Below are 24,657 nucleotides of genomic sequence, written 5' to 3'. Positions count from 1 at the left end.
AAAATAATAAGTCCTGATTTATATTATCCATTATATATAATATTTTTAATGATCCCATCTTATTATTTATATGAATATTTAAAAAATATTAGAAAATAAAACTACTTTAGTTTCGTTGGCAGTTACTAAGAGGAGTTTTATCGTAAAGGTTGAGGCTATTAATGATACTTTTTCAGCTAGACAGAGGGATTAGAAAGTATTTCTAACCTGAATACACGTGTCGCCAAAATAGATATTTTAGTTGTAATTATTGAGATAGCGTCAGTTTTTATTTGTGCATACATATCTAGAAGAAAGTAAAACTATATAGAAAACTTCTTAGTTGTACTTCCATTCTGCCATCTTATTTATAGTGGTAATAATATTAACAACGGAAAATTTACCCTTTATCATGCAAGCTACAATAGAATTTAAAATAAACATGTCAGTTCCTCTAATTCTCCAATCCGAAATAGCTGAATGCGGCCTAGCCTCTGTGGCAATGGTGGCAAGCTATCATGGTCATAGGCTGGATATGCCAGCCATGCGTAAGCGCTTTTCGGCTAATTTAAAGGGGATGAACTTACAACAGCTGATTGAGCTGGGTGATAACTTGGGGCTCGCCAGTCGTGCATTGCAATGCCCTATTGATGAAGTCCATAAACTACAAACTCCGTGTATTTTACATTGGGATATGAATCACTTTGTGGTATTGACCAAAGTCTCTGGCAAAGGTGCAAAGGATAAATTTGCTATTAACGACCCTGCTGTTGGTAAGCGTAGTTTAAATAGTAATGAGTTTAGTAAACACTTTACCGGTATTTGTTTAGAGCTGACTCCAACCAGTCAGTTTGAAGCCAAACAAGAACAAGCACAGATGAAGTTTACCCAACTTTGGAGCTCAATGAAGGGCTTAAAAGCAGGGCTAATAAAACTGATTGCGTTGTCACTGGTATTGCAATTATTTGCTTTGATGACCCCTTATTATATGCAGTGGGTGGTGGATGAAGTACTCATTAGTTTTGATGAATCGTTATTAACGGTACTTGCCATGGGTTTTGCTCTGATTGCGATAATTTCAGTGGTGACTAATGCGGTACGAAGTTGGCTAATTTTACGGCTTTCGAGTTTGCTCAATATGCAAATGGGCGTGAATTTGCTCAGGCACTTATTGCGCTTGCCAATGAACTATTTTGAGTCCCGCCATATTGGCGATATTGTCTCGCGCTTTGGCTCATTAGCGCAAATACGGGAGCGCATAACTACAGGGTTTGTAGAAACACTGGTCGATGGCGTAATGGGCATTACCGTATTGATTATGATGCTAATTTATTCGCTAAAACTCACTGCGGTAGTTGTTGGTGCAATTGTGCTGTATACCTTGGTACGTTTAGCGCTGTATCGTCCACTACATCAAGCCACCGAAGAAATGATTCAATCATCTGCCACAGAGCAATCGAACTTTTTAGAAAATATTCGGGGTATGCAAACTATAAAATTGTTTGGTAATGAATCGCAGCGCCAAGGTATTTGGCAAAACCGTTATGCAGAGGTAATAAACAGTGAAATTCGTTTAGGGCGTTTAAACATTAGCTTTGATTCATTTAATAAGCTGTTATTTGGCCTTGAAAATGTATTGGTGATTTACTTTGCTGCATTGCTAGTTATGAGCAATAGCTTGTCTGTTGGTATGGTACTGGCGTTTATTGCTTATAAAAACCAGTTAACCAGCCGCTTTGCCAACTTAATTGAGCAAATTATTCAATTCAAAATGATGCGGTTACACTTAGACCGTATTGCAGATATAGCACTCACGAAACAAGAAGCTAATCGTGACGGTGAAATGGCCTATACAGGTGATGACGAAGGTAAAGTGAGAGGTCAGCTTACGCTCGAAAATATTTGCTTTAGTTACAGTGAAGAGCAAGCGCCTATTTTAAACACCGTTAACTTAACCCTGAATACCGGTGACTCGATTGCGATTACGGGTCCATCTGGTGCGGGTAAAACTACGTTGATGAAAATAATGCTAGGGTTATTACAGCCAACCTCAGGGACTGTGTTGCTTGATGGCAAAGATATTACTCAGCTTGGCCTTAAAAACTACCGCAAACAAATAGCTGCAGTAATGCAGGATGACACATTGTTAGCTGGCTCAATCGCCGATAACATCAGCTTTTTTGACCCACAGCCCAATTACTTAAAAATAGAGCAATGTGCCCGACATGCGGCTATTCATGATGATATTACCAAAATGACTATGGGTTATAACTCATTAGTAGGTGATATGGGATCAAACTTATCTGGCGGTCAAGTACAGCGTTTACTCCTTGCTCGCGCATTGTATCAATCGCCCTGCGTGTTGTTTATGGATGAAGCAACCAGCCATTTAGATAAGGATAACGAGGCGAAAATAAGTGAGCAAATTCAGCACTTACCCATCACACGGATTATGATTGCTCATCGCCAAGAAACCATTAACATGGCCAGCAAAGTCTATCAACTGAAAGAGGGTAGGTTGGTGGAGCTACAACAGCAGAGCGAGAGTGCATAAAATGACCAGTACTTGTGTTTTACACGCCTTTTTATTATGTTTACATTTAATAAAAGCTCAATACCAGCGATATAAAAACCTCTGTCACAAACAACTGCACAACACAAAACCCCATAATATCTTTTGCTTTTAGGCCTGCTATAGCCAATACGGGCAACGCCCAAAAAGGTTGAATTAAATTAGTCCAGGCATCACCCCATGCAACAGCCATTGCAACGCGCGATATATCAGCACCTAGCTCTTGTGCTGCAGGTATTACAATAGGTGCTTGTACAGCCCATTGGCCACCGCCAGAGGGAACAAACATATTAACGAGCCCTGCACTTATAAAACTAAAGAATGGCAAGCTATCAGCATCTGCAACGGCAATAAAGCCACGTGATATCTGTTGTGCTAGTCCGCTATCAACCATTACCGCCATGATGCCGGCATAAAAAGGAAATTGAATAACAATGCCAGCCCCGCTTGGGATTGCTTGTTGCAGACTGTTAAGTAAATTATGGGGTGTTTGATGCAGCGTAATAGCTAAAAACAAAAATACGGCAATAACGCTATTAAGGTTTAAGTTTCCGCCAGTAATAAAAAAGTAATAGCCTAAATATGCCAAACCTAATAAGCCAATTGTCATACCGAGTAGTTTACTTTGTTCCAAATGTTGAGCGGGTCTGGTTATTGTTGTGGGCTTAGGTGTTGTCTCTTGTAAAAGAGCTGGGTCGATATATACGCTTTCTTGCTCGCTTGGCAGCATATAGCGATTAACAAGCGGCATAATAATGAATAAACCAACTAATATGGCTATATTAAAGCCCGCAAATAAAGTGTGCTCTGTACTAATAATACCAATGCTGGCCTCTGAAAAGTGACCATCGGTTGCGATAGTTAAAGGAATCGAACCGGCTAATCCGCCATGCCATACAACAAAACCAGAGTAAGCGCTGGCTACTAATAATCGATAATCAACACGAGTATGTTTAGCAATTGCCTTGGCAAAAAGGGCACCAATAACTAAGCCAAATCCCCAATTTAACCAACTCGCTAAAAGCGAAATAAGCGTTACTAATATAATTGCTTTAGGTGCTGTATTTGCGAGTGTTGCTAGTTTTTCTAATAACTTACTTATAGGTGGCGTACTTGCCAACATGTAGCCTGTAATTAACACTAGTAGCATTTGCATAGCAAAGCTTAATAAGTTCCAAAATCCACCTCCCCACGCTTGTAATACTTCAATGTTGGTTGCGGTTGTAAATAAGCTCGCACTAATAAGGGTGATTATTGTAAGTAGAATTACAAATATAAAAGGGTCGGGAAGATAGCGCTCTACAATTTTAGTAAAAGGGCGGGCTATTTTATTAAGCATAAGCACAACTGTTTTGGTTATTATTTTAACGCTAATTAATCATGAAAAATCACCATTGGCAAACAGCATTTAGTCTTATATTTGCGGTTAAAAGCTTAAACATTGCTTAAAAGCATCGCTTACAGTAACGTACTGTTTATAGATAATTTACTAACGAAGACTTTGTATTATGCCGGTGATATTTAAAAGGCTAGCGTTACTTGTTCGCGCTCATATAGATCAGTTGAGTTGGCAAGCAGTGGCATTAGCTATTTTGACTCATATGCTATTAACATGGAGCTTACTATTTATAGCGAATGAGAAAGCGTTAACCTCGCTTACTACCTTTTTTTACTATTACACAGTAACAACATCAACAGTGGGATATGGTGACTTTAGTCCAGCTACTGATCTTGGTCGTTGGGTGGTTGCATTAATACAAATTCCATTTGGTTTAGCTTTATTTGGTGTTTTGCTAGGAAAAGCAGGACAAACTGTTACTTACTTAATTAGGCGCGCTATGACTGGTGATAAAAACTTTGCCCACAGTAACCACCATATTATTATTTTTGGTTGGCACGACACTCGTACAAAAAAGATGATTGATTACATTTTGGCAGATACGAAACGTACTGACCGTCGTATTTTACTCGCAGTAACAGAGCAAATGGAGCATCCTTTTTTAGCTAACGAAAGCGTTGATTTTGCACGTTTAACGAGTTTTACAAATTTAGCTGAACTAGAGCGGGTAGCTATTCGTAGTGCTGATAAGGTGATTATTGATGGTCAAGATGACGACCAGACATTTACGACAGCCCTGCGCATAAGTCGCTTAGTAAAAGATGATTGTCATATAAGTGCTCACTTTTTAGATGAAACCAAAGTTGAGATGATGTTAGAGCATTGCCAAAATGTAGAATGTAGTAGTGCAAAATCAGCTGAGATATTAGTACGCTCAATGCAAGATCCAGGTTCGAGCCGTGTGCAAGAGGAGCTGCTATCTACTTTGCACGGCGATACACAATTTAGCTTGAAAGTACCAAGTGGCTGCAAAGATATGGAGTTTGGTACTTTGTTTCATCATTTTAAGCTTGAGCATGATGCAATACTGTTAGGTGTTGCTCATAATTTAAGTGCGCAAAATATGGATTTAAACCCACCATTAGATTACAAAGTAAGTGAAGGCGATATTTTGCACTATATATCGGTAGAACGAGTATTAAGTAGTGAAGTAGACTGGTCGAGCCTAGAAAAATAATGAATGAAGTTGTATTTTTAATTGTTGTTTTAAGTGCTTACATATTACCTGTCGTTATTGTACTCAACAGTAAGCGTACACAGGGTCATGAAAAGAATGGCTGGCTAATGGGAATCATTGTATTTTCTTGGTTAGGTTTAATGATGTACTTTACCATTGTGCCCAAGCATAGGCACAAAAAGAAAAAGGCTAAATAGAGTAGTTAGCCTTTATAGCAGTTTTCGTTGGAATAATTACTCTTCCAACTGTTTGAGTTTATGCTCAATTAGAGGGTCGTCAGGTAGAAGTTGCTGGGCGACTTCTAATAGCTGAATAGCATCATTAGGGTGCTCATCTTGGTGCTTAAGTGCCACATCTATTAATGGCTGAATATCAATTTTTGCTTGATGCTCTTGTACATACACTTCTTTTTCATCAGCTAAAATTTTATGCGCTGTACTCAATAATGCTAAACGATGAGGGGAGTCTGCATTAGCCGTATTGAGACTTTGATAATAATCTTCTTTTAAGCGTAAGGTTTTGGTTTGCAGGCGAAACTGTGCAATATCGATTTGCTGATGTTGAATGAAATCAACGGCTACTTGCTTATAAAACCCAAACTTATTCAAATATGTAGCGTGTGTGCCATGTCCCATACCAAATACTCGCAAGTGAGTTAACTGCTTATAGCGCTTGGCGTGCATTCGGTCTATACGATTAGTAGGATCATAAATGATATAGCCTTGGGCATCTCCTAAATCTAGATCGTGATAATCTTGTTGCCAGTCAAACTGCTGAGCTATATCGGTACTAGAGCGGTCATCCCACGGTACTAATTCTTTATTTTTAGTACTTACCGGATGAAAGAACAGTACTTGGTTTAGCCTTAATAGTTTAGCAAAAGCGCCAACAGCAAATCCGCCACGGCTTAAGCCATAGCCTAGTCGACAATTAAACGGCGTAAGTAATGTTGATAACTGCTCGAGAAAAAAGATTAAATTACGATTACGAAACCAGTTACTTTTACCTAAATGCTGAAAAGCGATTACGTTTACGTTTTGTTTTTGAGCTAAGTGATAACCCCATGGTGCAAAATCAGGGTGAAGATCTTGCTCTTGCACGTTAGTACCTGCGGGTGAAAAAGTAAAAAGCAGGGGCTTATTAACGTCAACAAAATCATACTTAACAAATACGTCACCGAGTAAATCACTACCTGTCATGGGTAATCGAGTTTGTTGCTCATTGCGCGGGAGAGTTAACCATTCATCTAACCAATATAGTAATTTCATTAATCCTCCAGCTATAAGTCAGCATAGATCATATCAAACTCAATGAAATTAGGTCAAACCGAGAGGGTGTTACTGCGCCATTTTGATTATTTCATCCCAGTCATTTGTAGTAACGGGCATTATTGATAATCGACCGCCTTTTTTAAGTGCGATTTCAGTAATATTATTATTGGCTTTAATATCTTTAAGGCTAATTAATTTTTTTAAATGGCTTTGGTAAGTAACTTCAACAACAACCCAGCGTGGTTTGTCGCTGGTGGCTTTTGCATCGTAATAGTCGCTGCTTAAATCAAATTGAGTGGGGTCTGGGTAGGCTTCTTTTGTAACCTCGGCAATGCCCACTACGCCCACCTGTTTACAGCTTGAATGGTAAATCATTACTGAATCCCCGACCTTAACGCCATCACGCATAAAATTGCGTGCTTGATAATTACGCACGCCTTCCCAAAGAGTCGTTTGTTTTGGTGCGTTTTTTAAATCATCTAATGAAAACGCATCGGGTTCAGTTTTAAATAGCCAGTAAGCCATAACAGTATTCCTAACAAATATTTACTTCCCACTATTGTATAGTATCATTTGCATACTAGGGTAATGAGGAAGAAGTAATGAGCCAAGTATTAGATGATTTATTGTCGTTGTTAACACTTGAAGAAATTGAGCAAGGTTTATATCGAGGACAAAGCCAAGATTTAGGCTTTGGTGCTGTGTTTGGCGGTCAAGTTATGGGGCAGGCGCTTTCTGCCGCTAAAGAAACTCTACCTGAGGGGCGTATAGTTCACTCATTACATTCTTACTTTTTACGCCCAGGCGATCCAGCTAAACCGATTGTTTATGATGTAGAAACTATTCGCGATGGAAAGAGCTTTAGTACTCGCCGAGTAAAAGCGATTCAGTACGGTAAGCCAATCTTTTATATGACAGCGTCATTCCAAGGTGAAGAAAATGGTTTGTCGCATCAAGCTACAATGCCTGATGTACCCGCACCTGAAGAGTTACGTTCATCACTTGAGTTTTACCAAGATAACGCTTCGCATATCCCTGAAATCATCCGTAATAAGTTTACGCGTGAAATGCCAATTGAAATGCGACCGGTTACTTTTCATAACCCATTTAAACCAGAAGTTATGGAGCCGGTAAAGCATATTTGGTTTAAAGCTAATGGTGAAATGCCAGACGATCAGCGCATCCACAATTACTTATTAGCATACGCCTCTGATTTTGAGTTTTTACCAACAGCATTGCAGCCTCATGGTGTATCGTTTATGCAGCCAAATATGCAAGTAGCTACTATTGATCATGCAATGTGGTTTCATCGCCCATTTAGAATGGATGATTGGATTTTGTATTCAATTGATAGTCCAAGTGCGAGTAATGGGTGTGGTTTGGTACGCGGGCAGTTTTTTGATCGCCAAGGCAACTTGGTTGCCTCAACAATGCAAGAAGGGGTTATGCGTCAGCGCTAACCCCCTTTTATGGATAGAGTACTAGTTACACTGATCTTGTACTATATCGCTGATTGACTGCCAGACGCGTGCTGGCAGTAATGTTTTAAGGTGTGCGTAGGTTTCGCAAAGTTGTGTACTGCCTACTAAGCCTTTATCACCATCTGTTATTAACGACTCGCCACGTAAGTTTTCGATAAAACTAACAAGTACTTTTTTATCAAAAAATTCAGGTGTTTTAATACCATGCAGTGTGCCTAAACGTTGTGCAAGCACTTGGCTCTCTCGTTCTAATTCTGCTTTTTCAATGCCATCACTTGTTTGAATAAAACCAATCACAATAGCGTAACGTTGTAGAGTAAAACTAAGTGCTCGTCCAAGCATTTCTAGCTTAGCTAAGCAGTCATTACTGTTCGTTATATGAATGTTATCGCCATCAAACTCAATTAAATTTTGATCAGCAAAATTAGCTAAAATACGCGTTATATAGTTTTCATCAAGAGGCTGTAAATACCATTCTTTAGCAAATAACGGATAAAACGTTTTTACAAGTTGCTGGCATTGCTCAATAGTTGTGCTGTGTTGTTTGAATAGATGTAGTGCAATTAAGCTTGGTACTGCAAACAAGTGCAAAATGTTGTTTCGGTAGTAATTAAACAGTACTTTTTCTTTATCGCTAATAGTAATAATTTCGCCAAATTCATCACTGATAACTTCAAACTTATTCAGCTTTAATGCATGCGTTAGTAATTGCTCTGGTGTTTCGTCTGGCGCGGTTACTTTATCGCTATAGCTTGCATCGCGCTGTAAGCGCAGATAAAAATCAAGTTGTGCTAATAGCTTTGGTTTACTCAATGCTTGTTTATCGTTAACCAGCAATATCATCGCTAGTAAGTTAACCGCATTAAGCGCGGCCGCATTATTAATTTTAACCATTACTTGGTCGGCAAGTTTAGTTACTTGTGGCGCTAACCATTGTGGCTTTTGCACATCGGTAGGGTGTATTGAATCACGCCAATCAGGTTGGTTATCGTTTAAGTATTGGTTAATCGAGATTGGATCACCAAAGTTTAAATTACCACGACCGTAGTTTTTAAGGTTTTTGATTGCCTTAAAAATACCAAATATAGATTCGCCTTTTTTATCTTTTCCATCCAGCTCTTTAAGGTAGGTGTTAATTTCCATGACGTGCTCGTAGCCAATGTACACAGGAACGATAGATATTGGTCTGTCTATTCCGCGTAGCATTGCTTGTAATGTCATAGATAGCATACCTGTTTTAGGTGGAAGTAAGCGCCCAGTTCGGCTTCGACCGCCTTCCGTGTAAAACTTAACAGAGTAACCTTTAATAAACAGTTGGCTTAAATACTCTTTGAATATGGCAGAATAAAGTTTATTGCCTGCAAACGAGCGACGAATAAAAAATGCCCCGGAGCGTCTAAATATGCCACCGGCAGGGAAAAAATTAAGATTTATACCTGCCGCTATATGTGGTGGAACTAAGCCTAAATGATAAATAGAGTAAGTAAGCAGTAAGTAATCCATATGACTGCGATGACAAGGCATATAGATTATTTCATGGCCTTTATCTGTTAGTTCATGAATTTGTTCTGCGTGTTTAATATCAATACCGTTATAGAGCTTATTCCACAACCAAGTTAAAAATCGCTCGGCCACACGTATCATTGCTTCAGAGTAATTAGCAGCTATCTCATCAAGTAGCTTAAGTGCATTTTGGCGGGCTTCTGTTTGGCTAATGTTTTTAGCTTTAGCTTCATCTTGAATTGCTTTTTTTATTGTAGGTGACGCTAATAATGAATTAAATAATTGTTCACGAGAGGGCATTTTAGGGCCTGTAGCAGCTAGCTTTTGGCGCTTAAAGTGAACACGTGCTACACGTAATAATTTATGTGGTAACTCGCTTACATCGGCTTTTTCATTAACTAAAAGCGATAAGTCGAGTGGTTGGCTAAAGCGAATAAAGTTGTCGCGTCCTGAAAACAACACCACAAAAAACTTTCTAAACCAGCTAGGAGTTAGAGAGTGCGTAATTAAAGTTCGTAGCCCCGGCTTTTCTTTACCCGGGTCGCGACCCCATAAAATAGTAACCGGAACCACTTGTACGTTTTGCTGCCCACTTTGTATTAGGTATTCAATAATTTGTTTACCTTGAGCTAAAGCATTGGTTGGCTTAGCTTCATCACCAAACAGTGGTGGTGGATTTTTAATACCAATAAAACGGTCTAAATCTTGGTTACCTAATACTTGCTCTTCAGTTGGGCTAGGTAGACCATTTTTTTTACACGCATGTGCGAGAGCCGCTAAATCAAATCGTGAATTTAAACGCACTATATAAAATGTAGGATACTCAGGGTTTAGATCATACTGTTTAATAGGATTTTCTGGCAGCACTTTGCTTTTTACAAATAAGCGGCTAAATCCAGCAGACATAACATTTAAACAATAATTAAAAATACGCATCGACTCACCATATTGAGAGTATTAAGGGCAAAATTAGCGCAGTAGGATACCATAATATCTAAAAATCACTTAGTTTGCGTAATTAAGGTGTTAACTTGTTTATTGACTAGCAAGTAGAGCTATTAGTTCAAGTATAGCTAATAAGCATGTATGGGCGCTTATTTAATCAAATTTACAGCCATTGTATTGTTTCTAAATAGTTGTTGCATTTATCACCAATACCTCTATAATACGCAGGCTTTCAAAATTCCTCTGGGAATTAGAAAGGATAAATTAAGCTTGGATTTCAAGCTAATAAACAGGAGTTCCGATTTGGAACTCAACGTAGATATAATCAAACAGCCGACATCTTAAGTTTTAAGATTGTTTCGGTCGTTTTTTTATGCTCTTTTATATGCTCTTTATATTGAGGTTAAGAATGTCAAATCAACGCATTCGTATTCGCCTAAAAGCTTTTGACCACCGTTTGATTGACCAATCAACGGCAGAAATCGTGGAAACTGCGAAACGCACTGGCGCACAAGTACGTGGTCCAATCCCACTACCTACACGCTTTGAACGTTTTACTGTACTAACTTCACCGCACGTTAATAAAGATGCGCGTGATCAGTACGAGATCCGCACCCATAAACGTCTGATAGACATCGTAGAACCAACTGACAAGACTGTAGACGCGCTTATGCGTTTAGATCTTGCTGCTGGTGTTGATGTTCAAATCAGCCTGGGTTAATCGAAAGATTAGAGAGGTTTTAGGAAAATGGCATTAGGTCTAGTCGGTCGTAAAGTGGGTATGACACGAATCTTCACTGAAGATGGTGTATCTATCCCTGTGACAGTTATTGAAGCGACACCTAACCGCATTGCTCAGATCAAATCTGACGCAACAGACGGTTATAACGCGCTTCAAGTAACCGCAGGCACTAAAAAAGCAAGTCGTGTAAACAAAGCTAAAGCGGGTCATTTCGCTAAAGCTGGTGTTGAAGCGGGTCGCGGTCTGTGGGAATTCCGCCTTAACGGTGGTGAAGGCGATTTTGAAGTAGGCGCTGAGCTTACTGTTGAATTATTCAACGAAATCAACAAGGTTGACGTAACCGGTACTTCTAAAGGTAAAGGTTTCCAAGGTGGTGTTAAGCGCTGGAATTTCAGCATGCAAGACGCTACACATGGTAACTCTCTATCTCACCGTGCTCCTGGTTCAATCGGTCAAAACCAATCACCTGGTAAGGTGTTTAAAGGTAAGAAAATGGCCGGTCATATGGGTGCTGAGCGTGTAACGACTCAAAACTTAGAACTAGTTCGCGTTGACGCTGAGCGTAATTTGCTTTTAGTTAAGGGTGCAGTACCTGGAGCTATTGGCGGTGACGTTATCGTTAAACCAGCTGTTAAAGCATAAGTCCTGGAGATTTAGTGATGGAATTAGCAATTAAAGACGCTTCTGGCGGTCTTGAAGTTTCTGAAGCTACTTTTGGACGTGAGTTTAACGAAGCATTAGTACATCAAGTAGTTGTTGCATACGCAGCAGGTGCTCGTCAAGGTACTCGTGCTCAGAAGACACGTTCTGAAGTAAGCGGTGGTGGTAAAAAACCATGGGCTCAAAAAGGTACTGGCCGTGCACGTGCCGGTACAATCCGTAGCCCAATTTGGCGTTCAGGTGGCGTTAGCTTTGCAGCTAAACCACAAGACCACAGCCAAAAAGTAAACCGTAAAATGTACCGTGGTGCGATTAAAAGCATCTTATCTGAATTAGTTCGTCAAGAGCGTTTAATCGTTGTTGAAAGTTTTGCTCTAGCAGCACCAAAAACTAAAGAACTAGTTGCTAAGCTTAAAGAACTTGAGCTTAAAGATGTTCTTATCGTGACTGAAGAAGTAGATGAAAATCTTTTCTTATCGGCACGTAACCTTTATAAGGTTGACACACGTGATGTAGCTGGTATCGATCCTGTAAGCTTAATTGCTTTCGATAAGGTACTTATTACAGCCGCTGCTGTTAAGCAACTTGAGGAGGCGCTAGCATGATTCGCGAAGAACGTCTTTTAAAAGTGATCCTTGCTCCACATATCTCTGAAAAAAGCACAATTGCTGCTGAAGAAAACAATACTATTGTTTTTAAAGTAGTAAATGACGCAACTAAAGCTGAAATTAAAGTAGCAGTTGAGAAGCTTTTTGAAGTAGAAGTAACTGGTGTTCGCACACTTAACGTTAAGGGTAAAACAAAACGTACTGGCGCACGTTTCGGTCGTCGTAGCGACTGGAAGAAAGCTTACGTTACTCTTAAAGAAGGCAGCGAGCTAGACTTTGTCGGCGGCGCCGAGTAATAAGGGGATAGAATTATGGCACTTCAAAAGTGTAAGCCTACTTCTGCGGGCCGTCGTCACCTAGTTAAAGTGGTTAACTCTGATCTACATAAGGGTAAGCCATACGCACCACTTTTAGAGAAAAACTCTAAATCAGGTGGTCGTAATAACAATGGTCGTATTACGGTTCGTCATATCGGTGGTGGTCATAAACAACACTACCGTTTAATCGATTTTAAACGTACTAAAGATGGCATTCCAGCTACTGTTGAACGTTTAGAATACGATCCAAATCGTAGCGCAAACATCGCTCTTGTATTATATGCAGACGGTGAGCGTCGTTACATTATCGCACCTAAAGGCTTAAAAGCTGGCGATGCAATCCAGTCTGGTGTTGATGCACCAATCAAGCCTGGTAATGCATTACCAATGCGTAATATGCCTGTAGGTTCGACTGTTCACAACGTAGAATTAAAACCAGGTAAAGGTGCTCAAATCGCACGTTCTGCTGGTGCATACGTTCAAATCCTTGCTCGTGATGGTCAATATGTAACATTACGTCTTCGTTCAGGCGAAGTTCGTAAAGTTGAATCTGATTGTCGTGCGACTCTAGGTGAAGTAGGCAATGCTGAGCATATGCTTCGTTCACTTGGTAAAGCAGGTGCAAATCGCTGGCGTGGTATTCGTCCGACAGTTCGTGGTGTTGCCATGAACCCGGTAGATCACCCACACGGTGGTGGTGAAGGTCGTACATCTGGTGGTCGTCATCCTGTGTCTCCATGGGGTAAACCGACTAAAGGTGCGAAGACGCGTAAGAACAAGCGTACGGATAAATTTATAGTACGTCGTCGTACTAAGTAATATTGAGGAATAGCCATGCCACGCTCTCTCAAGAAGGGTCCTTTTATAGACCTACACTTGCTGAAGAAGGTAGAGAAAGCTTTGGAAAGCGGTGAGAAAAAGCCAATTAAAACTTGGAGCCGTCGTTCAATGATCATACCTAACATGATCGGATTGACCATTGCTGTCCATAATGGTCGCCAGCACGTACCAGTTTTCGTTTCTGACGAAATGATCGGTCACAAACTAGGTGAATTTGCACCAACTCGCACTTACCGTGGCCATGCTGCGGATAAGAAAGCGAAGAAACGATAAGAGGGGAAGATAAATGCAAGCATTAGCTAAACATAAATTCGCCTCTGGTTCGGCGCAAAAAGCACGTCTAGTTGCAGATCAGATCCGCGGGTTACCTGTAGATCGCGCACTAGAAATCCTGGCGTACAGCCCGAAGAAAGCGGCTGTATTAGTTAAGAAAGTACTTGAGTCTGCTATTGCTAACGCAGAGCATAACGAAGGTGCTGACATTGATGAGCTTCGTATAACAACGATCTTTGTGGACGATGGTCCTACAATGAAACGTATTATGCCTCGTGCTAAAGGACGCGCAGACCGCATCCTTAAGCGTACAAGCCATATCACTGTTATGGTTTCAGATAGCTAGGAGTATAAGTAATGGGACAAAAAGTTCATCCTACTGGTATTCGCCTAGGTATATCTAAACCTTGGGTTTCTACCTGGTACGCGAGTTCAAAAGATTTCTCTGCACAGCTTTTTGGCGATCACAAAGTTCGTACATTCCTTACTAAGGAATTGAAAACGGCTTCTGTGTCTAAAATCGTTATTGAGCGTCCAGCAAAATCAATCCGTGTAACAATTCATACGGCTCGTCCGGGTGTTGTTATCGGTAAAAAAGGCGAAGACGTAGAAAAATTACGTCAAGCGGTAACTAAAATCGCTGGTGTACCTGCTCAGATTAATATCTCTGAAGTACGTAAACCAGAACTAGATGCACAACTAGTAGCAGACGGCATTGCCTCTCAACTAGAACGTCGTGTTATGTTCCGTCGCGCTATGAAGCGTTCGGTACAAAATGCAATGCGCATCGGTTCTAAAGGGATTAAAGTTGAAGTTAGCGGTCGTCTTGGCGGCGCTGAAATCGCACGTTCAGAATGGTATCGTGAAGGTCGTGTACCTCTACATACTCTTCGTGCTGATATCGATTACGCAACTTCTGAAGCCTTAACCACTTATGGTATCATTGGTGTTAAAGTTTGGATCTTCAAAGGCGAAGTTATTGGTGGTTTACCACTAGTACAAGAGCAAGAGAAGCCAGCTAAACGCGCACCAAAGAAAGCCAAGAAAAGTGCTAAGTAGAGGTAGCGACTAATGTTACAGCCAAAACGTACAAAATTCCGTAAAATGCACAAAGGCCGCAACCGCGGTTTAGCGCAAAACGGTAACAAAGTAAGCTTCGGTACTTTCGGATTGAAAGCAACTGGCCGTGGCCGTATGACTGCTCGTCAAATCGAAGCAGCTCGTCGTGCTATGACGCGTCACGTGAAACGTCAAGGTAAAATCTGGATTCGTGTCTTCCCTGACAAACCGATTACAGAAAAACCTCTTGAAGTTCGTATGGGTAAAGGTAAAGGTTCTGTTGAATATTGGGTTGCTGAAATTCAGCCTGGTAAAGTACTTTACGAAATGGAAGGTGTTTCAGAAGAGCTTGCTCGTGAAGCATTCGACCTTGCTGCTCGTAAATTGCCATTCAAAACAACTTTCGTAACTCGGACGGTAATGTGATGAAAGCTAGCGAACTAAAAGACAAAAGCGTAGAAGAGCTTAATGCTGAACTTCTAGGACTACTTCGTGAGCAATTTAATATGCGCATGCAAGCTAGCACTGGTCAGTTAGCTCAGACACACACGCTAAGAACAGTACGCCGCGATATCGCGCGTGTAAAAACAGTTATTAACCAGAAGGCAGGTCAATAATGAGCGATAAAATTCGTACTCTTCAAGGCCGTGTAATCAGCGACAAGATGGAAAAATCTTTCACTATCGCTATCGCACGTTACGTGAAGCACCCAATCTATGGGAAATTCATTAAACGTACGACTAAGTTACACGTACATGACGAAAATAACACAGCAAAAGCGGGTGACGTAGTTACTATCCGTGAATGCGCACCAATTTCTAAGAATAAATCTTGGACTTTAGTAGACGTTATTTCTAGTCCAAAACAAGCTTAATTTTTTAATTAAGTTAGTTTTTTAAAAAAGCCTCGGCATTAGCTGGGGCTTTTTGTATTTAAAGCACCTGCAAACAGTAAACTAGGGTGAGCGGGTCACCTGGATTAGTCTTCTATCTGAAAATACAAAGTTATCTTGGGGAGTAGTTGAGAGTTTCATGTACCAGTTACTTTTTTGCTAGCAGAACCATCTACTGAATCAGAAGAAGTTAGATAATAAACTTACATATCTCAGTTAATTTAATGCCAACATGGGGTCATCTAATTCGTGGTGTTACTTTTCTTTTACAGTCTTTTAGTTTGAGAACTCACTTACCTTATTTTATTACAATGATACAGTTTCAAAGTATCGAAAATAGACATCCATACACAACTTTCATCATCAGCTTATCTGGTTTTTTTATGTCTAAAACCTCAATTTATCGCCTTAAATTAATATTCTGGTATGATTAGCAAATATGCGCTTTTGAATGAATTTTTGAGGTAGTAATGACGCGTAGTTTTGAATTTCATTTGACTGATGAAGTAGCCACGGTTGCAATGGGTAATCGCGTTGCTGATATTATAGAGCAAGGTGCGGTTATTTATTTACATGGTGATTTAGGCGCTGGTAAAACAACGTTTACAAGAGGGCTAGTGCAAGGCTTTGGACATACAGGCAAAGTTAAAAGCCCAACGTATACACTTGTTGAACCTTATGAACTCGAGCGCGCAAATGTTTATCATTTTGATTTATACCGCTTAGGTGACCCTGAAGAACTAGAATACATGGGAATACGCGATTATTTTTCACCAGATGCAATTTGCGTTGTTGAGTGGCCTGAAAAAGGTGGTGAATTTATTCCTGTGCCTGATTTAGATATTACTCTAAGCTATATGGGTAACGAACGTAAAATTGTTATTAATAGCGCCAGTGAGCGTGGTGTAGCAATTGTCGAAAAACTAAATAACAAATAATAATATAGTTAAGGCAGTAATTATCAAATGAGCCGAGGTGTAGTTAAACTCTTTATTTACCTTATGGTTATTACCATAAGCTTGCCGCTGTGGGCCAAAAATACAATTAATAGTGTACGCGTATGGCCGTCCCCTGATAGTACGCGTGTGGTATTTGATTTAAATGATAAGCCTGACTTTAGCTATTTCATGCTTAAAAACCCAAGCCGCTTAGTAATTGATTTAGAAAACACTAGCGAGTTAAAAATACTACCAGGTGTACCACCAAAACATCAAATAGTGAGCAAGCTACGCTACTCAAAACCTAAAAATAAGCACAGTGTTCGGTTAGTGTTTGAATTAAACGCACCAGTAAAGCCAGTTGTATTTGCTTTAGCGCCTACAGGCCCTTATAAAAATAGGCTCGTTGTTGATTTATACAATAAAAGCCAAGCTGCCACAGTTGTTTCTCCTGCTCAAACAGCCGCTAAAAACCGCCAGTTAAGACAAGAACGCGATATTGTGATTGCAATTGATGCGGGTCATGGCGGCGAAGATCCAGGTTCAATTGGTCCCTCTGGCACGTACGAAAAAACAGTAACACTGCAAATTGCAAAACGTTTAGAGCGCATGATTGATGGCGAACGTGGGATGATTTCGCGCATGGTACGAAGCGGTGACTACTTTGTAAAACTTAATACGCGTACCAATCGTGCTCGTGAAAAAAAGGCCGACTTTTTTGTCTCTATTCATGCTGATGCATTTACGAGCCCGGGACCAAATGGTGCCTCTGTTTGGGTGTTGTCGTTAAGGCGTGCTAATTCAGAGATAGGTAAATGGATAGAAGATAAAGAAAAGCACTCTGAGCTTTTAGGTGGCGCTGCGGATGTAATGAAAGATGCCGCTAACGAAAAATACTTAGCGCAAGCATTACTTGATATGTCGATGGATCACTCTATGAAAACCGGCTTAAACGTAGCTGACGAAGTGGTTAAAGAGCTACGTAAAGTTGCTAAGCTGCATAAAAAAGATCCCCAACATGCGAGTCTTGCTGTACTTAAATCACCAGATATCCCATCAATTTTAGTAGAAACAGGGTTTATATCTAACCCACGAGAAGAAAAGCTGCTTAAAAGTGCAAACCATCAAGAGCGTTTGGCTAAAGCTATATTTACTTCAATTAAAAATTACTATTTAAAAAATCCACCTGATGACTCTTTATTTGCTAAATTAAAGTCGCAATATCCCACAAAGCACAAGGTACGCCCGGGTGAATCTTTAAGTATGTTGGCGAGTCGCTATGGCATTACAGTCACTGAATTAAAACAAGTTAATAAGCTTAGCTCTAATACTTTGTTTATTGGGCAAGAGCTCGATATACCACAAAGTTAGTCATTATTATTAGCGCAATGCTTGCTAGGAAATCTCATGAATATTGAAATATTACCCGCGCGTTTAGCTAACCAAATTGCCGCAGGCGAAGTGGTTGAGCGCCCAGCGTCGGTAGTAAAAGAGCTAGTCGAAAACAGTTTAGATGCTGGCGCTACACGTATTCAGATAGATATAGAGCGTGGCGGTCATAAGCTTATTCGTATACGTGATAACGGTTCAGGGATAAGTAAAGATGAGCTAACGCTCGCGCTTTCTCGTCACGCTACGAGTAAATTAAAATCTCTTGATGACCTTGAAAATATTTGTTCACTTGGTTTTAGGGGGGAAGCGCTTGCGTCAATTAGCTCTGTATCGCGTTTAACACTGAGCTCAAAACCAAAAGATCAAGAAGCTGCTTGGCAAGCATTTGCAGAAGGTCGCGATATGGCCGTGCAAGTAAAGCCAGTAGCGCACCCTGATGGCACAACCATTGAAGTAAAAGATTTATTTTTTAACACCCCAGCTCGTCGTAAATTCTTGCGTACCGAAAAAACTGAATTTAGCCATATTGATGAGTTGATAAAGCGTATTGCGCTTAGTCGCTTTGATGTCTCTATTACACTAACTCACAACGAAAAAGTAGTAAGGCAGTATCGTGCGAAGACAGATCCCTCTCAGGCTATTACACGTGTAGCGCAAGTTGCAGGTAAGGCTTTTGCTGAGCAAGGTTTGCATATTCAATCAGGAGAGGGTGGCTTACAGCTGCATGGTTGGGTGCTACCTGTAGGTTCAGCTAATACGACTCAGTATACTTATGTTAATAATCGTATGATGCGCGATAAACTTATTCTGCATGCTATACGCCAGGCATTTGAAGAAGTAAGCGGAACACAAGAATTACCCGGTTTTGTCATTTATATTGATATAGACCCTCGGCAGGTTGATGTAAATGTTCATCCAGCTAAGCATGAAGTGCGTTTTCATCAAGGGCGCTTAATTCATGACTTTATATTACAGGCTATTAAGCAAGTGGTAGTGCCGCTGCAAGGTGAGTTTACGAATGAACCGCTTAGCTCTGAGGTGGAATCTGCGCCTGTGTTTATGGGGTCAGCGCATAGTAGTTCTAATGATACAAAAGCGGATGGAGTATTTGATTACCCTAAATCGCAATTACAGCCCTCTTACTCTGGAAGTGCTGGTAGTTCGTCATCAGGTACTAGAAGTGTTGGCGGTGGCGGGGCATACCGTGCTACACCAAGTACAAGCCATCATGATGTAAACGCGTTTTATCAAGGTGTGAGTGAGCAACACGCTGCGCATTTTGATAATGTAGCAAACATACCTGTAGCACAACACCAGTTAGAGTCTGCGCATAATGTTTTAAAGACAGTTTCAATCATCAGTGTTAATGAAGGTGCGTGTGTATTTAGTGTTGAGCAGCAATTGTATTGCTCACATTTCAAATATGTATTGGTAGATGATTGGCATAATCAAATTAAAGAGTCCGGAAGTTTAGAAGGGAAAGCCCTTTTGCTGCCCGTAAGAGTAAACTTATCAAAAGAAGATTGCTTACTTATAGAAGCTCAGCAATCGTGGTTTACTTTACTTGGTTTTGAACTCGTAATAGAAAAACAGTTTGTAATGGTTAAAAAATTGCCAGCGTGCTTATATTTACTTGATGTAAGTACAGCGATAGGTGAGCTACTTGATGGGTGTAAAGCAGGGCTTGAAAATATAGAGAATTGGTTAGAGTGGCAGATAAAATGTGTACCTCCCCGGTTTTATTTAAGCAATGTGTTTTTAGCGCAACAAATGCGCTTACAAAATAATCCGCAAACTATTGAACGCTTACGCGAAAAAGCAGTTAAAATAGAGCTAAATCACTATTTAATGCAATTAGATTAAGGTATCAGTGTTGAGTAATTTACCAGTCATATTTTTAATGGGTCCAACTGCTGCTGGTAAAACAGCATTGGCAATCTCACTGTGCGAGCATTTAAATACAGAAATAATCAGCGTTGATTCAGCGTTAGTGTATAAAGATATGAACATTGGTACTGCAAAACCCGATGCAGAAGAACTTGCTAAAGCTCCGCATCATCTGATCGACTTACTTGACCCGAGTGAAACATATTCAGTTGCTGATTTTAGGCGCGATGCAGTACAAAAAATTGACGAATTTCATAGACAAGGTAAAGTACCTGTATTGGTTGGAGGTACAATGTTGTACTTCAAATCTTTAATTGATGGTTTATCGCCTTTGCCTGAAGCAGATACAGTAATAAGATCAGAGCTAGAAGCACAAGCTAAAGAATTTGGCTGGCCTCATTTATATAAAGAATTAGTTAAAGTTGACCCAAAAGCAGCCGAAAAAATAAGTGAAAATGACTCACAAAGAATTAATCGAGCTTTAGAGGTTTACAGGTTAACTGGTAAGACCATGACTGAGTTGCAAAAGCAAAAGCAGCCGGCTTTACCTTATACTTTTCATCAATTTGCGATTGCACCGCAAGAACGCAGCGAATTACACAGCCGAATTGAAGAAAGGTTTAAAATAATGATTGATCAGGGGTTTGAAAATGAAGTTTCGACCCTATATCTACGTAAGGATTTACACCCCAATATGCCTTCTATTCGTTGTGTTGGTTATAGACAAATGTGGGATTACCTTGCGGGTGAAACAAGCCATGATGAAATGGTTTTTCGTGGCATCGCAGCAACACGTCAATTGGCAAAACGTCAGTTAACGTGGCTTCGTAGCTGGCCTGATGTTACTTGGTTAACAACAGGTGACGAAGAAAACTTGCATCGTGTAGTAAGTTCGCTAAGCTAGTAGTAGTTGAATGTTTTTTTATCAAATAAGTTCAGCCACTTAATTATAATAACACCTAGAACGAAGGAACAATAACATGGCAAAAGGCCAATCGTTACAAGACCCATTTTTGAATGCACTACGACGTGAGCGCATTCCAGTATCAATCTTTTTGGTAAATGGCATAAAATTACAAGGCAAAATTCAGTCATTTGACCAATTTGTTATTTTACTAGAGAACACCGTAAATCAAATGGTTTATAAGCATGCAATTTCAACAGTTGTCCCTGCTCGCGCAGTTAACTTCCAAGCAGTTCAAGGGAGTGAAGAAACTGAAGAGCCAGAAGCTGGTAACTTTTAATTAGGAGCATAATGTTTGTTTGACCGCTATGAATCCGGCGAACAGGCAATTTTAGTTCATATCGACTTACCTAAAGAAGGGGATCGTGAAGATCTTCATGAATTAGAAATGTTGGTATCTTCTGCTGGTGTTAGTAGTTTGGCGGTTGTGCAAGGCAGCCGTCAAGCACCACATCCGAAACTATTCGTCGGTACCGGTAAAGCAGAAGAAATAGCTGAGATTGTCAAAATCCACAATGCAGATGTCGTAATTTTCAATCATCAACTCAGACCGTCACAAGAGCGTAATTTAGAGCGTGTTTGTCAGTGTCGTGTGCTTGATAGAACGACGCTAATTCTTGATATTTTTGCCCAACGTGCACGTACCCATGAGGGTAAGCTGCAGGTTGAATTGGCACAACTTCGCCATATGTCTACTCGATTAATTCGGGGCTGGACCCATCTTGAACGCCAAAAAGGCGGGATTGGTTTACGTGGACCTGGTGAAACCCAACTTGAAACAGATAGACGATTACTTCGTGCCCGAATTCAAAATATCCGTGCGCGTTTAGCTAAAGTAGCAGTGCAACGCGAACAAGGTAGGCGAGCTCGTACTCGTAACGAAATACCTACGGTATCGTTAGTTGGCTATACCAATGCGGGTAAATCTACATTATTCAATCGAATTACGAATTCAGATGTATACGCGGCCGATCAGTTGTTTGCAACGCTTGACCCGACTCTACGTAAGCTTGAATTAGGTGATGTTGGTCCTGTTATCTTAGCTGATACAGTGGGCTTTATTCGTCATTTACCGCACGACTTAGTTGCTGCTTTTAAAGCAACGCTAACTGAAACTCGTGAAGCTGATTTACAGTTACATGTAATTGACGCAGCAGACTCTCGTCTTCAAGAGAATATTGAACAAGTACAATCGGTGCTTAAAGAAATTGAAGCCGATGAAGTACCACAGCTATTAATTTATAATAAAATTGATGCGCTGGATAACGTAAGCCCACGTATTGATCGAGATGACGAAGGCCAACCTATAAGAGTATGGCTTAGCGCTCAGACTGGTGAAGGGTGTGAATTACTTAGTGAGGCTATTAGTGAACTACTTGCTAAGAAGATGTTTAACGAAACATTATTTCTTACGCCATTGTATGGTCGCCTAAGAGCTGCATTGTTTAGTTTAAATGCAGTACATGAAGAGCGATTTGATGAGCAAGGTAATTGGCTGTTAGATGTTAGAATGCCAATGGTTGAGTGGAATCGTTTAATTAAAGAATTTGGTCCTGAAATTGCTGGTTTTATCAACCGTAATTAAAAATTGACGTTTTAATGTCGGTTTTTGTATGAGAAACGCGGTAGATTTGTTAGATTTAACACAATTTCCTAATTTATTTAGATAACAATGGAGTATAGCTATGGCCTGGAATGAACCGGGTAATAATGGCAATGACAAAGATCCGTGGAATAATAAAGGCGGACGTGATCAAGGCCCACCTGATTTAGACGAGGTGTTCCGCAAGTTTAGTAACAAGTTCGGCGGCTTATTTGGCGGGAAAAAATCCGGCAATGGTAGCGGCGGTGGACTTGGCGGAGCCGGTATTTCATTCATACTTATTATCGCCGTTATTGTATGGGCGTTAAGTGGTATTTATACGGTTAAAGAAGCCGAGCGTGGTGTGGTTCTTCAATTTGGTAAATATGACCGAATTGCTGATCCTGGTCTGCGTTGGAAAATGACGTTTATTGAAACGGTAATCCCAGTAGATATTGAAGCAGTTCGTTCATTATCGGCTTCTGGTTTTATGCTTACTGAAGACGAAAACGTAGTGAGCGTTGAGTTTCAGGTGCAATACCGTGTTATTGCCCCATACCTTTATGAATTTAGCGTAACTAACGCTGATAGTAGCTTAGAAGAAGCACTAGATAGTGCACTACGTTACGTTGTGGGCCATGCAAAAATGGACCAAGTATTAACTAATGGCCGTGAGGTTGTTCGTCAAAATACATGGGATGAGCTTAATAAGATTATCGAACCATATAACTTAGGTTTAATTGTTACTGACGTGAACTTTAAAGACTCTCGTCCGCCAACTGAAGTTAAAGATGCATTTGATGATGCGATTGCTGCACAAGAAGATGAAGAACGTTTCATTCGTGAAGCAGAAGCATATGCTCGTGAAATTGAACCGCGTGCTCGTGGTCAAGTAACGCGTATGACTCAAGAAGCGGAAGGTTACCAAGAGCGTATTACATTAGAAGCACAAGGTGAAGTAGCTCGTTTTGAAAAGCTATTACCTGAATATCAAGCAGCTAAAGAAGTTACTCGTGAGCGCTTATACATTGATGCAATGGAAGAAGTGTTAGGGAGTAGTTCTAAAATATTGGTTGATGTTAAGGGCGGTAATAATATGCTTTATTTACCACTTGATAAGATCATGGATAAGCAAGGGACAGCAACACGTGTTGCACTTCCAAGCTCTAGTGATATTCAAGATTTACGCAATAAAGTAAATACGTCGCGCAATAGCTCTGTTAATAGTGGCAATGACCGCTTTAACAACGACCGCTTCAATGATGGGAGATAATCATAATGAAAAACTTTAGTTTAGTAATACTATTAGCTGCCATTGTTATGTCTTTCTCATCGGTATTTGTTGTACCTGAAGGGCAAAAAGCAATTGTAATGTTATTCAGTAAAGTACAAAAAGACAGCGACGATCAAGCGATTGTATATGGCCCAGGCCTACAATTTAAGGTGCCATTTTTTAGCCAAGTACGTCGCATTGATGCACGTATTCAAACGCTAGATGGTGCTCCGGACCGCTTTGTTACTAGTGAGAAAAAAGACTTAATTGTTGATTCGTTTGTAAAATGGCGTGTTAATGACTTTAGCGCTTTTTACTTGCGTGCCCGTGGCGATAAGCAATATGCTGAAACGCTACTTAAACAAAAAGTAAATAATGGTCTTCGTACAAACTTTGGTACACGTACAATTCGCGAAATTGTATCGGGTGAGCGTAGCGAGTTGATGGAAGAAGCGTTAGTACAAGCTTCTGAAAGTGCACGTGAGCTTGGTATTGAGGTGCTAGACGTACGTGTTAAGCAAATTAACCTACCACAAGAAGTGAGTAGCTCTATTTACCAACGTATGCGCGCTGAGCGTACTGCTGTTGCAAAAGAGCACCGTTCTGAAGGTCAGGAAAAAGCCGAGACTATTCGTGCGGGTGTTGACCGTCGTGTAACAGTAATGCTTGCCGATGCAGAGCGTAATGCGCGTTCTGTACGTGGTCAAGGCGATGCTGATGCAGCAGGCATCTATGCAAGCGCGTATAACAAAGACCCTGAGTTCTTTAGTTTTGTGCGTTCGCTCGAGGCTTACAAAAAGACTTTTAAAAATAAGCAAGACGTTATGGTGCTTTCACCAGATAGCGACTTCTTCCAATATATGAAAGGCGCTAAAGCTCAATAGGCTTTACGCTAATTATTTA

27 protein-coding genes are annotated in these 24,657 nt (G+C 40.4%); 23 read left to right on the top strand and 4 right to left on the bottom strand.

Annotation, left to right across the window (positions count from 1 at the left end; translation table 11 throughout):
- Positions 1 to 421: 421 nt before the first annotated feature.
- Complete coding sequence (locus CXF76_RS18645; RefSeq protein ID WP_101164353.1) at positions 422 to 2,533, top strand: peptidase domain-containing ABC transporter; 2,112 nt, start codon at positions 422 to 424, stop codon at positions 2,531 to 2,533.
- A 46-nt stretch (positions 2,534 to 2,579) separates the two neighbouring features.
- On the opposite strand, the gene CXF76_RS18640 is transcribed toward CXF76_RS18645, so the two are convergent.
- Positions 2,580 to 3,890 carry a short-chain fatty acid transporter gene (locus tag CXF76_RS18640; RefSeq protein ID WP_101164344.1) on the bottom strand — a complete coding sequence of 437 codons (1,311 nt, stop codon included), beginning with the start codon at positions 3,888 to 3,890 and terminating at the stop codon, positions 2,580 to 2,582.
- Positions 3,891 to 4,059: 169 nt separating this feature from the next.
- Here CXF76_RS18640 and CXF76_RS18635 point away from each other — a divergent pair, with 169 nt between their 5' ends.
- Together CXF76_RS18635 and CXF76_RS18630 are read left to right on the top strand one after the other, a co-directional pair.
- Complete coding sequence (locus CXF76_RS18635; RefSeq protein ID WP_101164343.1) at positions 4,060 to 5,127, top strand: potassium channel family protein; 1,068 nt, start codon at positions 4,060 to 4,062, stop codon at positions 5,125 to 5,127.
- The gene (locus CXF76_RS18630; RefSeq protein WP_101164342.1) at positions 5,127 to 5,324 is read left to right on the top strand and encodes a PLDc N-terminal domain-containing protein; all 198 of its coding nucleotides are present in this window, start codon (positions 5,127 to 5,129) and stop codon (positions 5,322 to 5,324) included. Before CXF76_RS18635 ends, CXF76_RS18630 begins: the two co-directional genes overlap by 1 nt.
- Before the next feature lie 36 nt (positions 5,325 to 5,360).
- Here the strand turns inward: CXF76_RS18630 and CXF76_RS18625 are convergent, their stop codons facing one another.
- Together CXF76_RS18625 and CXF76_RS18620 are read right to left on the bottom strand one after the other, a co-directional pair.
- A complete protein-coding gene (locus CXF76_RS18625; protein ID WP_101164341.1) occupies positions 5,361 to 6,395 on the bottom strand; it encodes a cytosolic protein in 1,035 nt (344 codons plus the stop codon).
- A gap of 69 nt (positions 6,396 to 6,464) precedes the next feature.
- On the bottom strand, positions 6,465 to 6,923 hold the full coding sequence (locus CXF76_RS18620; RefSeq protein ID WP_101164340.1) for an EVE domain-containing protein: 459 nt from the start codon (positions 6,921 to 6,923) through the stop codon (positions 6,465 to 6,467).
- Between the two features lie 77 nt (positions 6,924 to 7,000).
- On the opposite strand from CXF76_RS18620, the gene tesB reads away from it, so the two are divergent.
- Entirely contained in the window at positions 7,001 to 7,858 is an 858-nt protein-coding gene (gene tesB / locus CXF76_RS18615; protein ID WP_101164339.1) for an acyl-CoA thioesterase II, read from the top strand.
- A 21-nt stretch (positions 7,859 to 7,879) separates the two neighbouring features.
- On the opposite strand, the gene plsB is transcribed toward tesB, so the two are convergent.
- Positions 7,880 to 10,318 (bottom strand): glycerol-3-phosphate 1-O-acyltransferase PlsB, encoded by a 2,439-nt coding sequence (gene plsB, locus CXF76_RS18610; RefSeq protein ID WP_024590565.1) that lies wholly within the window; start codon positions 10,316 to 10,318, stop codon positions 7,880 to 7,882.
- Between the two features lie 418 nt (positions 10,319 to 10,736).
- Here plsB and rpsJ point away from each other — a divergent pair, with 418 nt between their 5' ends.
- The 19 genes from rpsJ (at position 10,737) to hflC (ending at position 24,638) form a co-directional block, all read left to right on the top strand.
- Positions 10,737 to 11,048, top strand: a complete 312-nt coding sequence (gene rpsJ, locus CXF76_RS18605) for a 30S ribosomal protein S10 (RefSeq protein WP_002957900.1) — start codon at positions 10,737 to 10,739, stop codon at positions 11,046 to 11,048.
- Positions 11,049 to 11,075: 27 nt separating this feature from the next.
- Positions 11,076 to 11,711, top strand: coding sequence for a 50S ribosomal protein L3 (rplC, locus tag CXF76_RS18600; protein ID WP_002957898.1), 636 nt, complete (start codon positions 11,076 to 11,078; stop codon positions 11,709 to 11,711).
- Between the two features lie 17 nt (positions 11,712 to 11,728).
- The gene (gene rplD, locus CXF76_RS18595) at positions 11,729 to 12,334 is read left to right on the top strand and encodes a 50S ribosomal protein L4 (protein WP_002957897.1); all 606 of its coding nucleotides are present in this window, start codon (positions 11,729 to 11,731) and stop codon (positions 12,332 to 12,334) included.
- Complete coding sequence (gene rplW, locus CXF76_RS18590) at positions 12,331 to 12,633, top strand: 50S ribosomal protein L23 (RefSeq protein ID WP_002957896.1); 303 nt, start codon at positions 12,331 to 12,333, stop codon at positions 12,631 to 12,633. Before rplD ends, rplW begins: the two co-directional genes overlap by 4 nt.
- Before the next feature lie 15 nt (positions 12,634 to 12,648).
- Positions 12,649 to 13,473, top strand: a complete 825-nt coding sequence (gene rplB, locus CXF76_RS18585; RefSeq protein WP_002957895.1) for a 50S ribosomal protein L2 — start codon at positions 12,649 to 12,651, stop codon at positions 13,471 to 13,473.
- 15 nt (positions 13,474 to 13,488) lie between these two features.
- A complete protein-coding gene (rpsS, locus tag CXF76_RS18580; RefSeq protein ID WP_004588689.1) occupies positions 13,489 to 13,767 on the top strand; it encodes a 30S ribosomal protein S19 in 279 nt (92 codons plus the stop codon).
- A gap of 13 nt (positions 13,768 to 13,780) precedes the next feature.
- A complete protein-coding gene (rplV, locus tag CXF76_RS18575) occupies positions 13,781 to 14,113 on the top strand; it encodes a 50S ribosomal protein L22 (RefSeq protein ID WP_002957892.1) in 333 nt (110 codons plus the stop codon).
- Between the two features lie 11 nt (positions 14,114 to 14,124).
- Complete coding sequence (rpsC, locus tag CXF76_RS18570; RefSeq protein ID WP_002957891.1) at positions 14,125 to 14,826, top strand: 30S ribosomal protein S3; 702 nt, start codon at positions 14,125 to 14,127, stop codon at positions 14,824 to 14,826.
- Between the two features lie 12 nt (positions 14,827 to 14,838).
- Positions 14,839 to 15,252 carry a 50S ribosomal protein L16 gene (gene rplP, locus CXF76_RS18565; protein ID WP_002957890.1) on the top strand — a complete coding sequence of 138 codons (414 nt, stop codon included), beginning with the start codon at positions 14,839 to 14,841 and terminating at the stop codon, positions 15,250 to 15,252.
- Positions 15,252 to 15,443: a 50S ribosomal protein L29 gene (gene rpmC / locus CXF76_RS18560; protein WP_002957889.1), complete on the top strand. Its 192-nt coding sequence runs from the start codon at positions 15,252 to 15,254 to the stop codon at positions 15,441 to 15,443. The genes rplP and rpmC overlap by 1 nt, the downstream gene beginning before the upstream one ends.
- A complete protein-coding gene (rpsQ, locus tag CXF76_RS18555; RefSeq protein WP_002957888.1) occupies positions 15,443 to 15,700 on the top strand; it encodes a 30S ribosomal protein S17 in 258 nt (85 codons plus the stop codon). The genes rpmC and rpsQ overlap by 1 nt, the downstream gene beginning before the upstream one ends.
- A 488-nt stretch (positions 15,701 to 16,188) precedes the next feature.
- Positions 16,189 to 16,656 carry a tRNA (adenosine(37)-N6)-threonylcarbamoyltransferase complex ATPase subunit type 1 TsaE gene (gene tsaE / locus CXF76_RS18550; RefSeq protein WP_101164338.1) on the top strand — a complete coding sequence of 156 codons (468 nt, stop codon included), beginning with the start codon at positions 16,189 to 16,191 and terminating at the stop codon, positions 16,654 to 16,656.
- Between the two features lie 27 nt (positions 16,657 to 16,683).
- Complete coding sequence (locus CXF76_RS18545; protein ID WP_101164337.1) at positions 16,684 to 18,027, top strand: N-acetylmuramoyl-L-alanine amidase; 1,344 nt, start codon at positions 16,684 to 16,686, stop codon at positions 18,025 to 18,027.
- A 36-nt stretch (positions 18,028 to 18,063) separates the two neighbouring features.
- Positions 18,064 to 19,911 carry a DNA mismatch repair endonuclease MutL gene (gene mutL, locus CXF76_RS18540; protein WP_101164336.1) on the top strand — a complete coding sequence of 616 codons (1,848 nt, stop codon included), beginning with the start codon at positions 18,064 to 18,066 and terminating at the stop codon, positions 19,909 to 19,911.
- A gap of 10 nt (positions 19,912 to 19,921) precedes the next feature.
- Complete coding sequence (gene miaA, locus CXF76_RS18535; RefSeq protein ID WP_024590568.1) at positions 19,922 to 20,839, top strand: tRNA (adenosine(37)-N6)-dimethylallyltransferase MiaA; 918 nt, start codon at positions 19,922 to 19,924, stop codon at positions 20,837 to 20,839.
- Between the two features lie 76 nt (positions 20,840 to 20,915).
- Positions 20,916 to 21,179 (top strand): RNA chaperone Hfq, encoded by a 264-nt coding sequence (gene hfq, locus CXF76_RS18530; RefSeq protein WP_024590569.1) that lies wholly within the window; start codon positions 20,916 to 20,918, stop codon positions 21,177 to 21,179.
- A gap of 15 nt (positions 21,180 to 21,194) precedes the next feature.
- Positions 21,195 to 22,484 carry a ribosome rescue GTPase HflX gene (gene hflX, locus CXF76_RS18525; protein ID WP_007586404.1) on the top strand — a complete coding sequence of 430 codons (1,290 nt, stop codon included), beginning with the start codon at positions 21,195 to 21,197 and terminating at the stop codon, positions 22,482 to 22,484.
- Positions 22,485 to 22,584: 100 nt separating this feature from the next.
- Complete coding sequence (hflK, locus tag CXF76_RS18520; protein ID WP_101164335.1) at positions 22,585 to 23,754, top strand: FtsH protease activity modulator HflK; 1,170 nt, start codon at positions 22,585 to 22,587, stop codon at positions 23,752 to 23,754.
- 5 nt (positions 23,755 to 23,759) lie between these two features.
- Entirely contained in the window at positions 23,760 to 24,638 is an 879-nt protein-coding gene (hflC, locus tag CXF76_RS18515; RefSeq protein WP_010554353.1) for a protease modulator HflC, read from the top strand.
- Positions 24,639 to 24,657: the final 19 nt, after the last annotated feature.

It is taken from the genome of Pseudoalteromonas sp. 78C3 (assembly GCF_002836695.1).
Lineage (GTDB): Bacteria > Pseudomonadota > Gammaproteobacteria > Enterobacterales > Alteromonadaceae > Pseudoalteromonas > Pseudoalteromonas arctica.
This window is presented reverse-complemented; position numbering and strand designations above follow the sequence as displayed.

Excerpts from the sequence above, each read along its gene's own strand:
- hfq (WP_024590569.1), top strand. The coding sequence starts at position 20,916 with ATGGCAAAAGGCCAATCGTTACAAGACCCATTTTTGAATGCACTACGA.
- CXF76_RS18640 (WP_101164344.1), bottom strand. The coding sequence starts at position 3,890 with ATGCTTAATAAAATAGCCCGCCCTTTTACTAAAATTGTAGAGCGCTAT.
- rplC (WP_002957898.1), top strand. The coding sequence starts at position 11,076 with ATGGCATTAGGTCTAGTCGGTCGTAAAGTGGGTATGACACGAATCTTC.
- rpsS (WP_004588689.1), top strand. The coding sequence starts at position 13,489 with ATGCCACGCTCTCTCAAGAAGGGTCCTTTTATAGACCTACACTTGCTG.
- rplB (WP_002957895.1), top strand. The coding sequence starts at position 12,649 with ATGGCACTTCAAAAGTGTAAGCCTACTTCTGCGGGCCGTCGTCACCTA.
- rpsQ (WP_002957888.1), top strand. The coding sequence starts at position 15,443 with ATGAGCGATAAAATTCGTACTCTTCAAGGCCGTGTAATCAGCGACAAG.
- CXF76_RS18545 (WP_101164337.1), top strand. The coding sequence starts at position 16,684 with ATGAGCCGAGGTGTAGTTAAACTCTTTATTTACCTTATGGTTATTACC.
- rpsC (WP_002957891.1), top strand. The coding sequence starts at position 14,125 with ATGGGACAAAAAGTTCATCCTACTGGTATTCGCCTAGGTATATCTAAA.
- rpmC (WP_002957889.1), top strand. The coding sequence starts at position 15,252 with ATGAAAGCTAGCGAACTAAAAGACAAAAGCGTAGAAGAGCTTAATGCT.
- rplP (WP_002957890.1), top strand. The coding sequence starts at position 14,839 with ATGTTACAGCCAAAACGTACAAAATTCCGTAAAATGCACAAAGGCCGC.
- rplV (WP_002957892.1), top strand. The coding sequence starts at position 13,781 with ATGCAAGCATTAGCTAAACATAAATTCGCCTCTGGTTCGGCGCAAAAA.
- CXF76_RS18645 (WP_101164353.1), top strand. The coding sequence starts at position 422 with ATGTCAGTTCCTCTAATTCTCCAATCCGAAATAGCTGAATGCGGCCTA.
- rplW (WP_002957896.1), top strand. The coding sequence starts at position 12,331 with ATGATTCGCGAAGAACGTCTTTTAAAAGTGATCCTTGCTCCACATATC.
- CXF76_RS18620 (WP_101164340.1), bottom strand. The coding sequence starts at position 6,923 with ATGGCTTACTGGCTATTTAAAACTGAACCCGATGCGTTTTCATTAGAT.
- hflK (WP_101164335.1), top strand. The coding sequence starts at position 22,585 with ATGGCCTGGAATGAACCGGGTAATAATGGCAATGACAAAGATCCGTGG.
- CXF76_RS18625 (WP_101164341.1), bottom strand. The coding sequence starts at position 6,395 with ATGAAATTACTATATTGGTTAGATGAATGGTTAACTCTCCCGCGCAAT.
- plsB (WP_024590565.1), bottom strand. The coding sequence starts at position 10,318 with ATGCGTATTTTTAATTATTGTTTAAATGTTATGTCTGCTGGATTTAGC.
- rplD (WP_002957897.1), top strand. The coding sequence starts at position 11,729 with ATGGAATTAGCAATTAAAGACGCTTCTGGCGGTCTTGAAGTTTCTGAA.
- rpsJ (WP_002957900.1), top strand. The coding sequence starts at position 10,737 with ATGTCAAATCAACGCATTCGTATTCGCCTAAAAGCTTTTGACCACCGT.
- hflC (WP_010554353.1), top strand. The coding sequence starts at position 23,760 with ATGAAAAACTTTAGTTTAGTAATACTATTAGCTGCCATTGTTATGTCT.
- tesB (WP_101164339.1), top strand. The coding sequence starts at position 7,001 with ATGAGCCAAGTATTAGATGATTTATTGTCGTTGTTAACACTTGAAGAA.
- CXF76_RS18630 (WP_101164342.1), top strand. The coding sequence starts at position 5,127 with ATGAATGAAGTTGTATTTTTAATTGTTGTTTTAAGTGCTTACATATTA.
- mutL (WP_101164336.1), top strand. The coding sequence starts at position 18,064 with ATGAATATTGAAATATTACCCGCGCGTTTAGCTAACCAAATTGCCGCA.
- CXF76_RS18635 (WP_101164343.1), top strand. The coding sequence starts at position 4,060 with ATGCCGGTGATATTTAAAAGGCTAGCGTTACTTGTTCGCGCTCATATA.
- tsaE (WP_101164338.1), top strand. The coding sequence starts at position 16,189 with ATGACGCGTAGTTTTGAATTTCATTTGACTGATGAAGTAGCCACGGTT.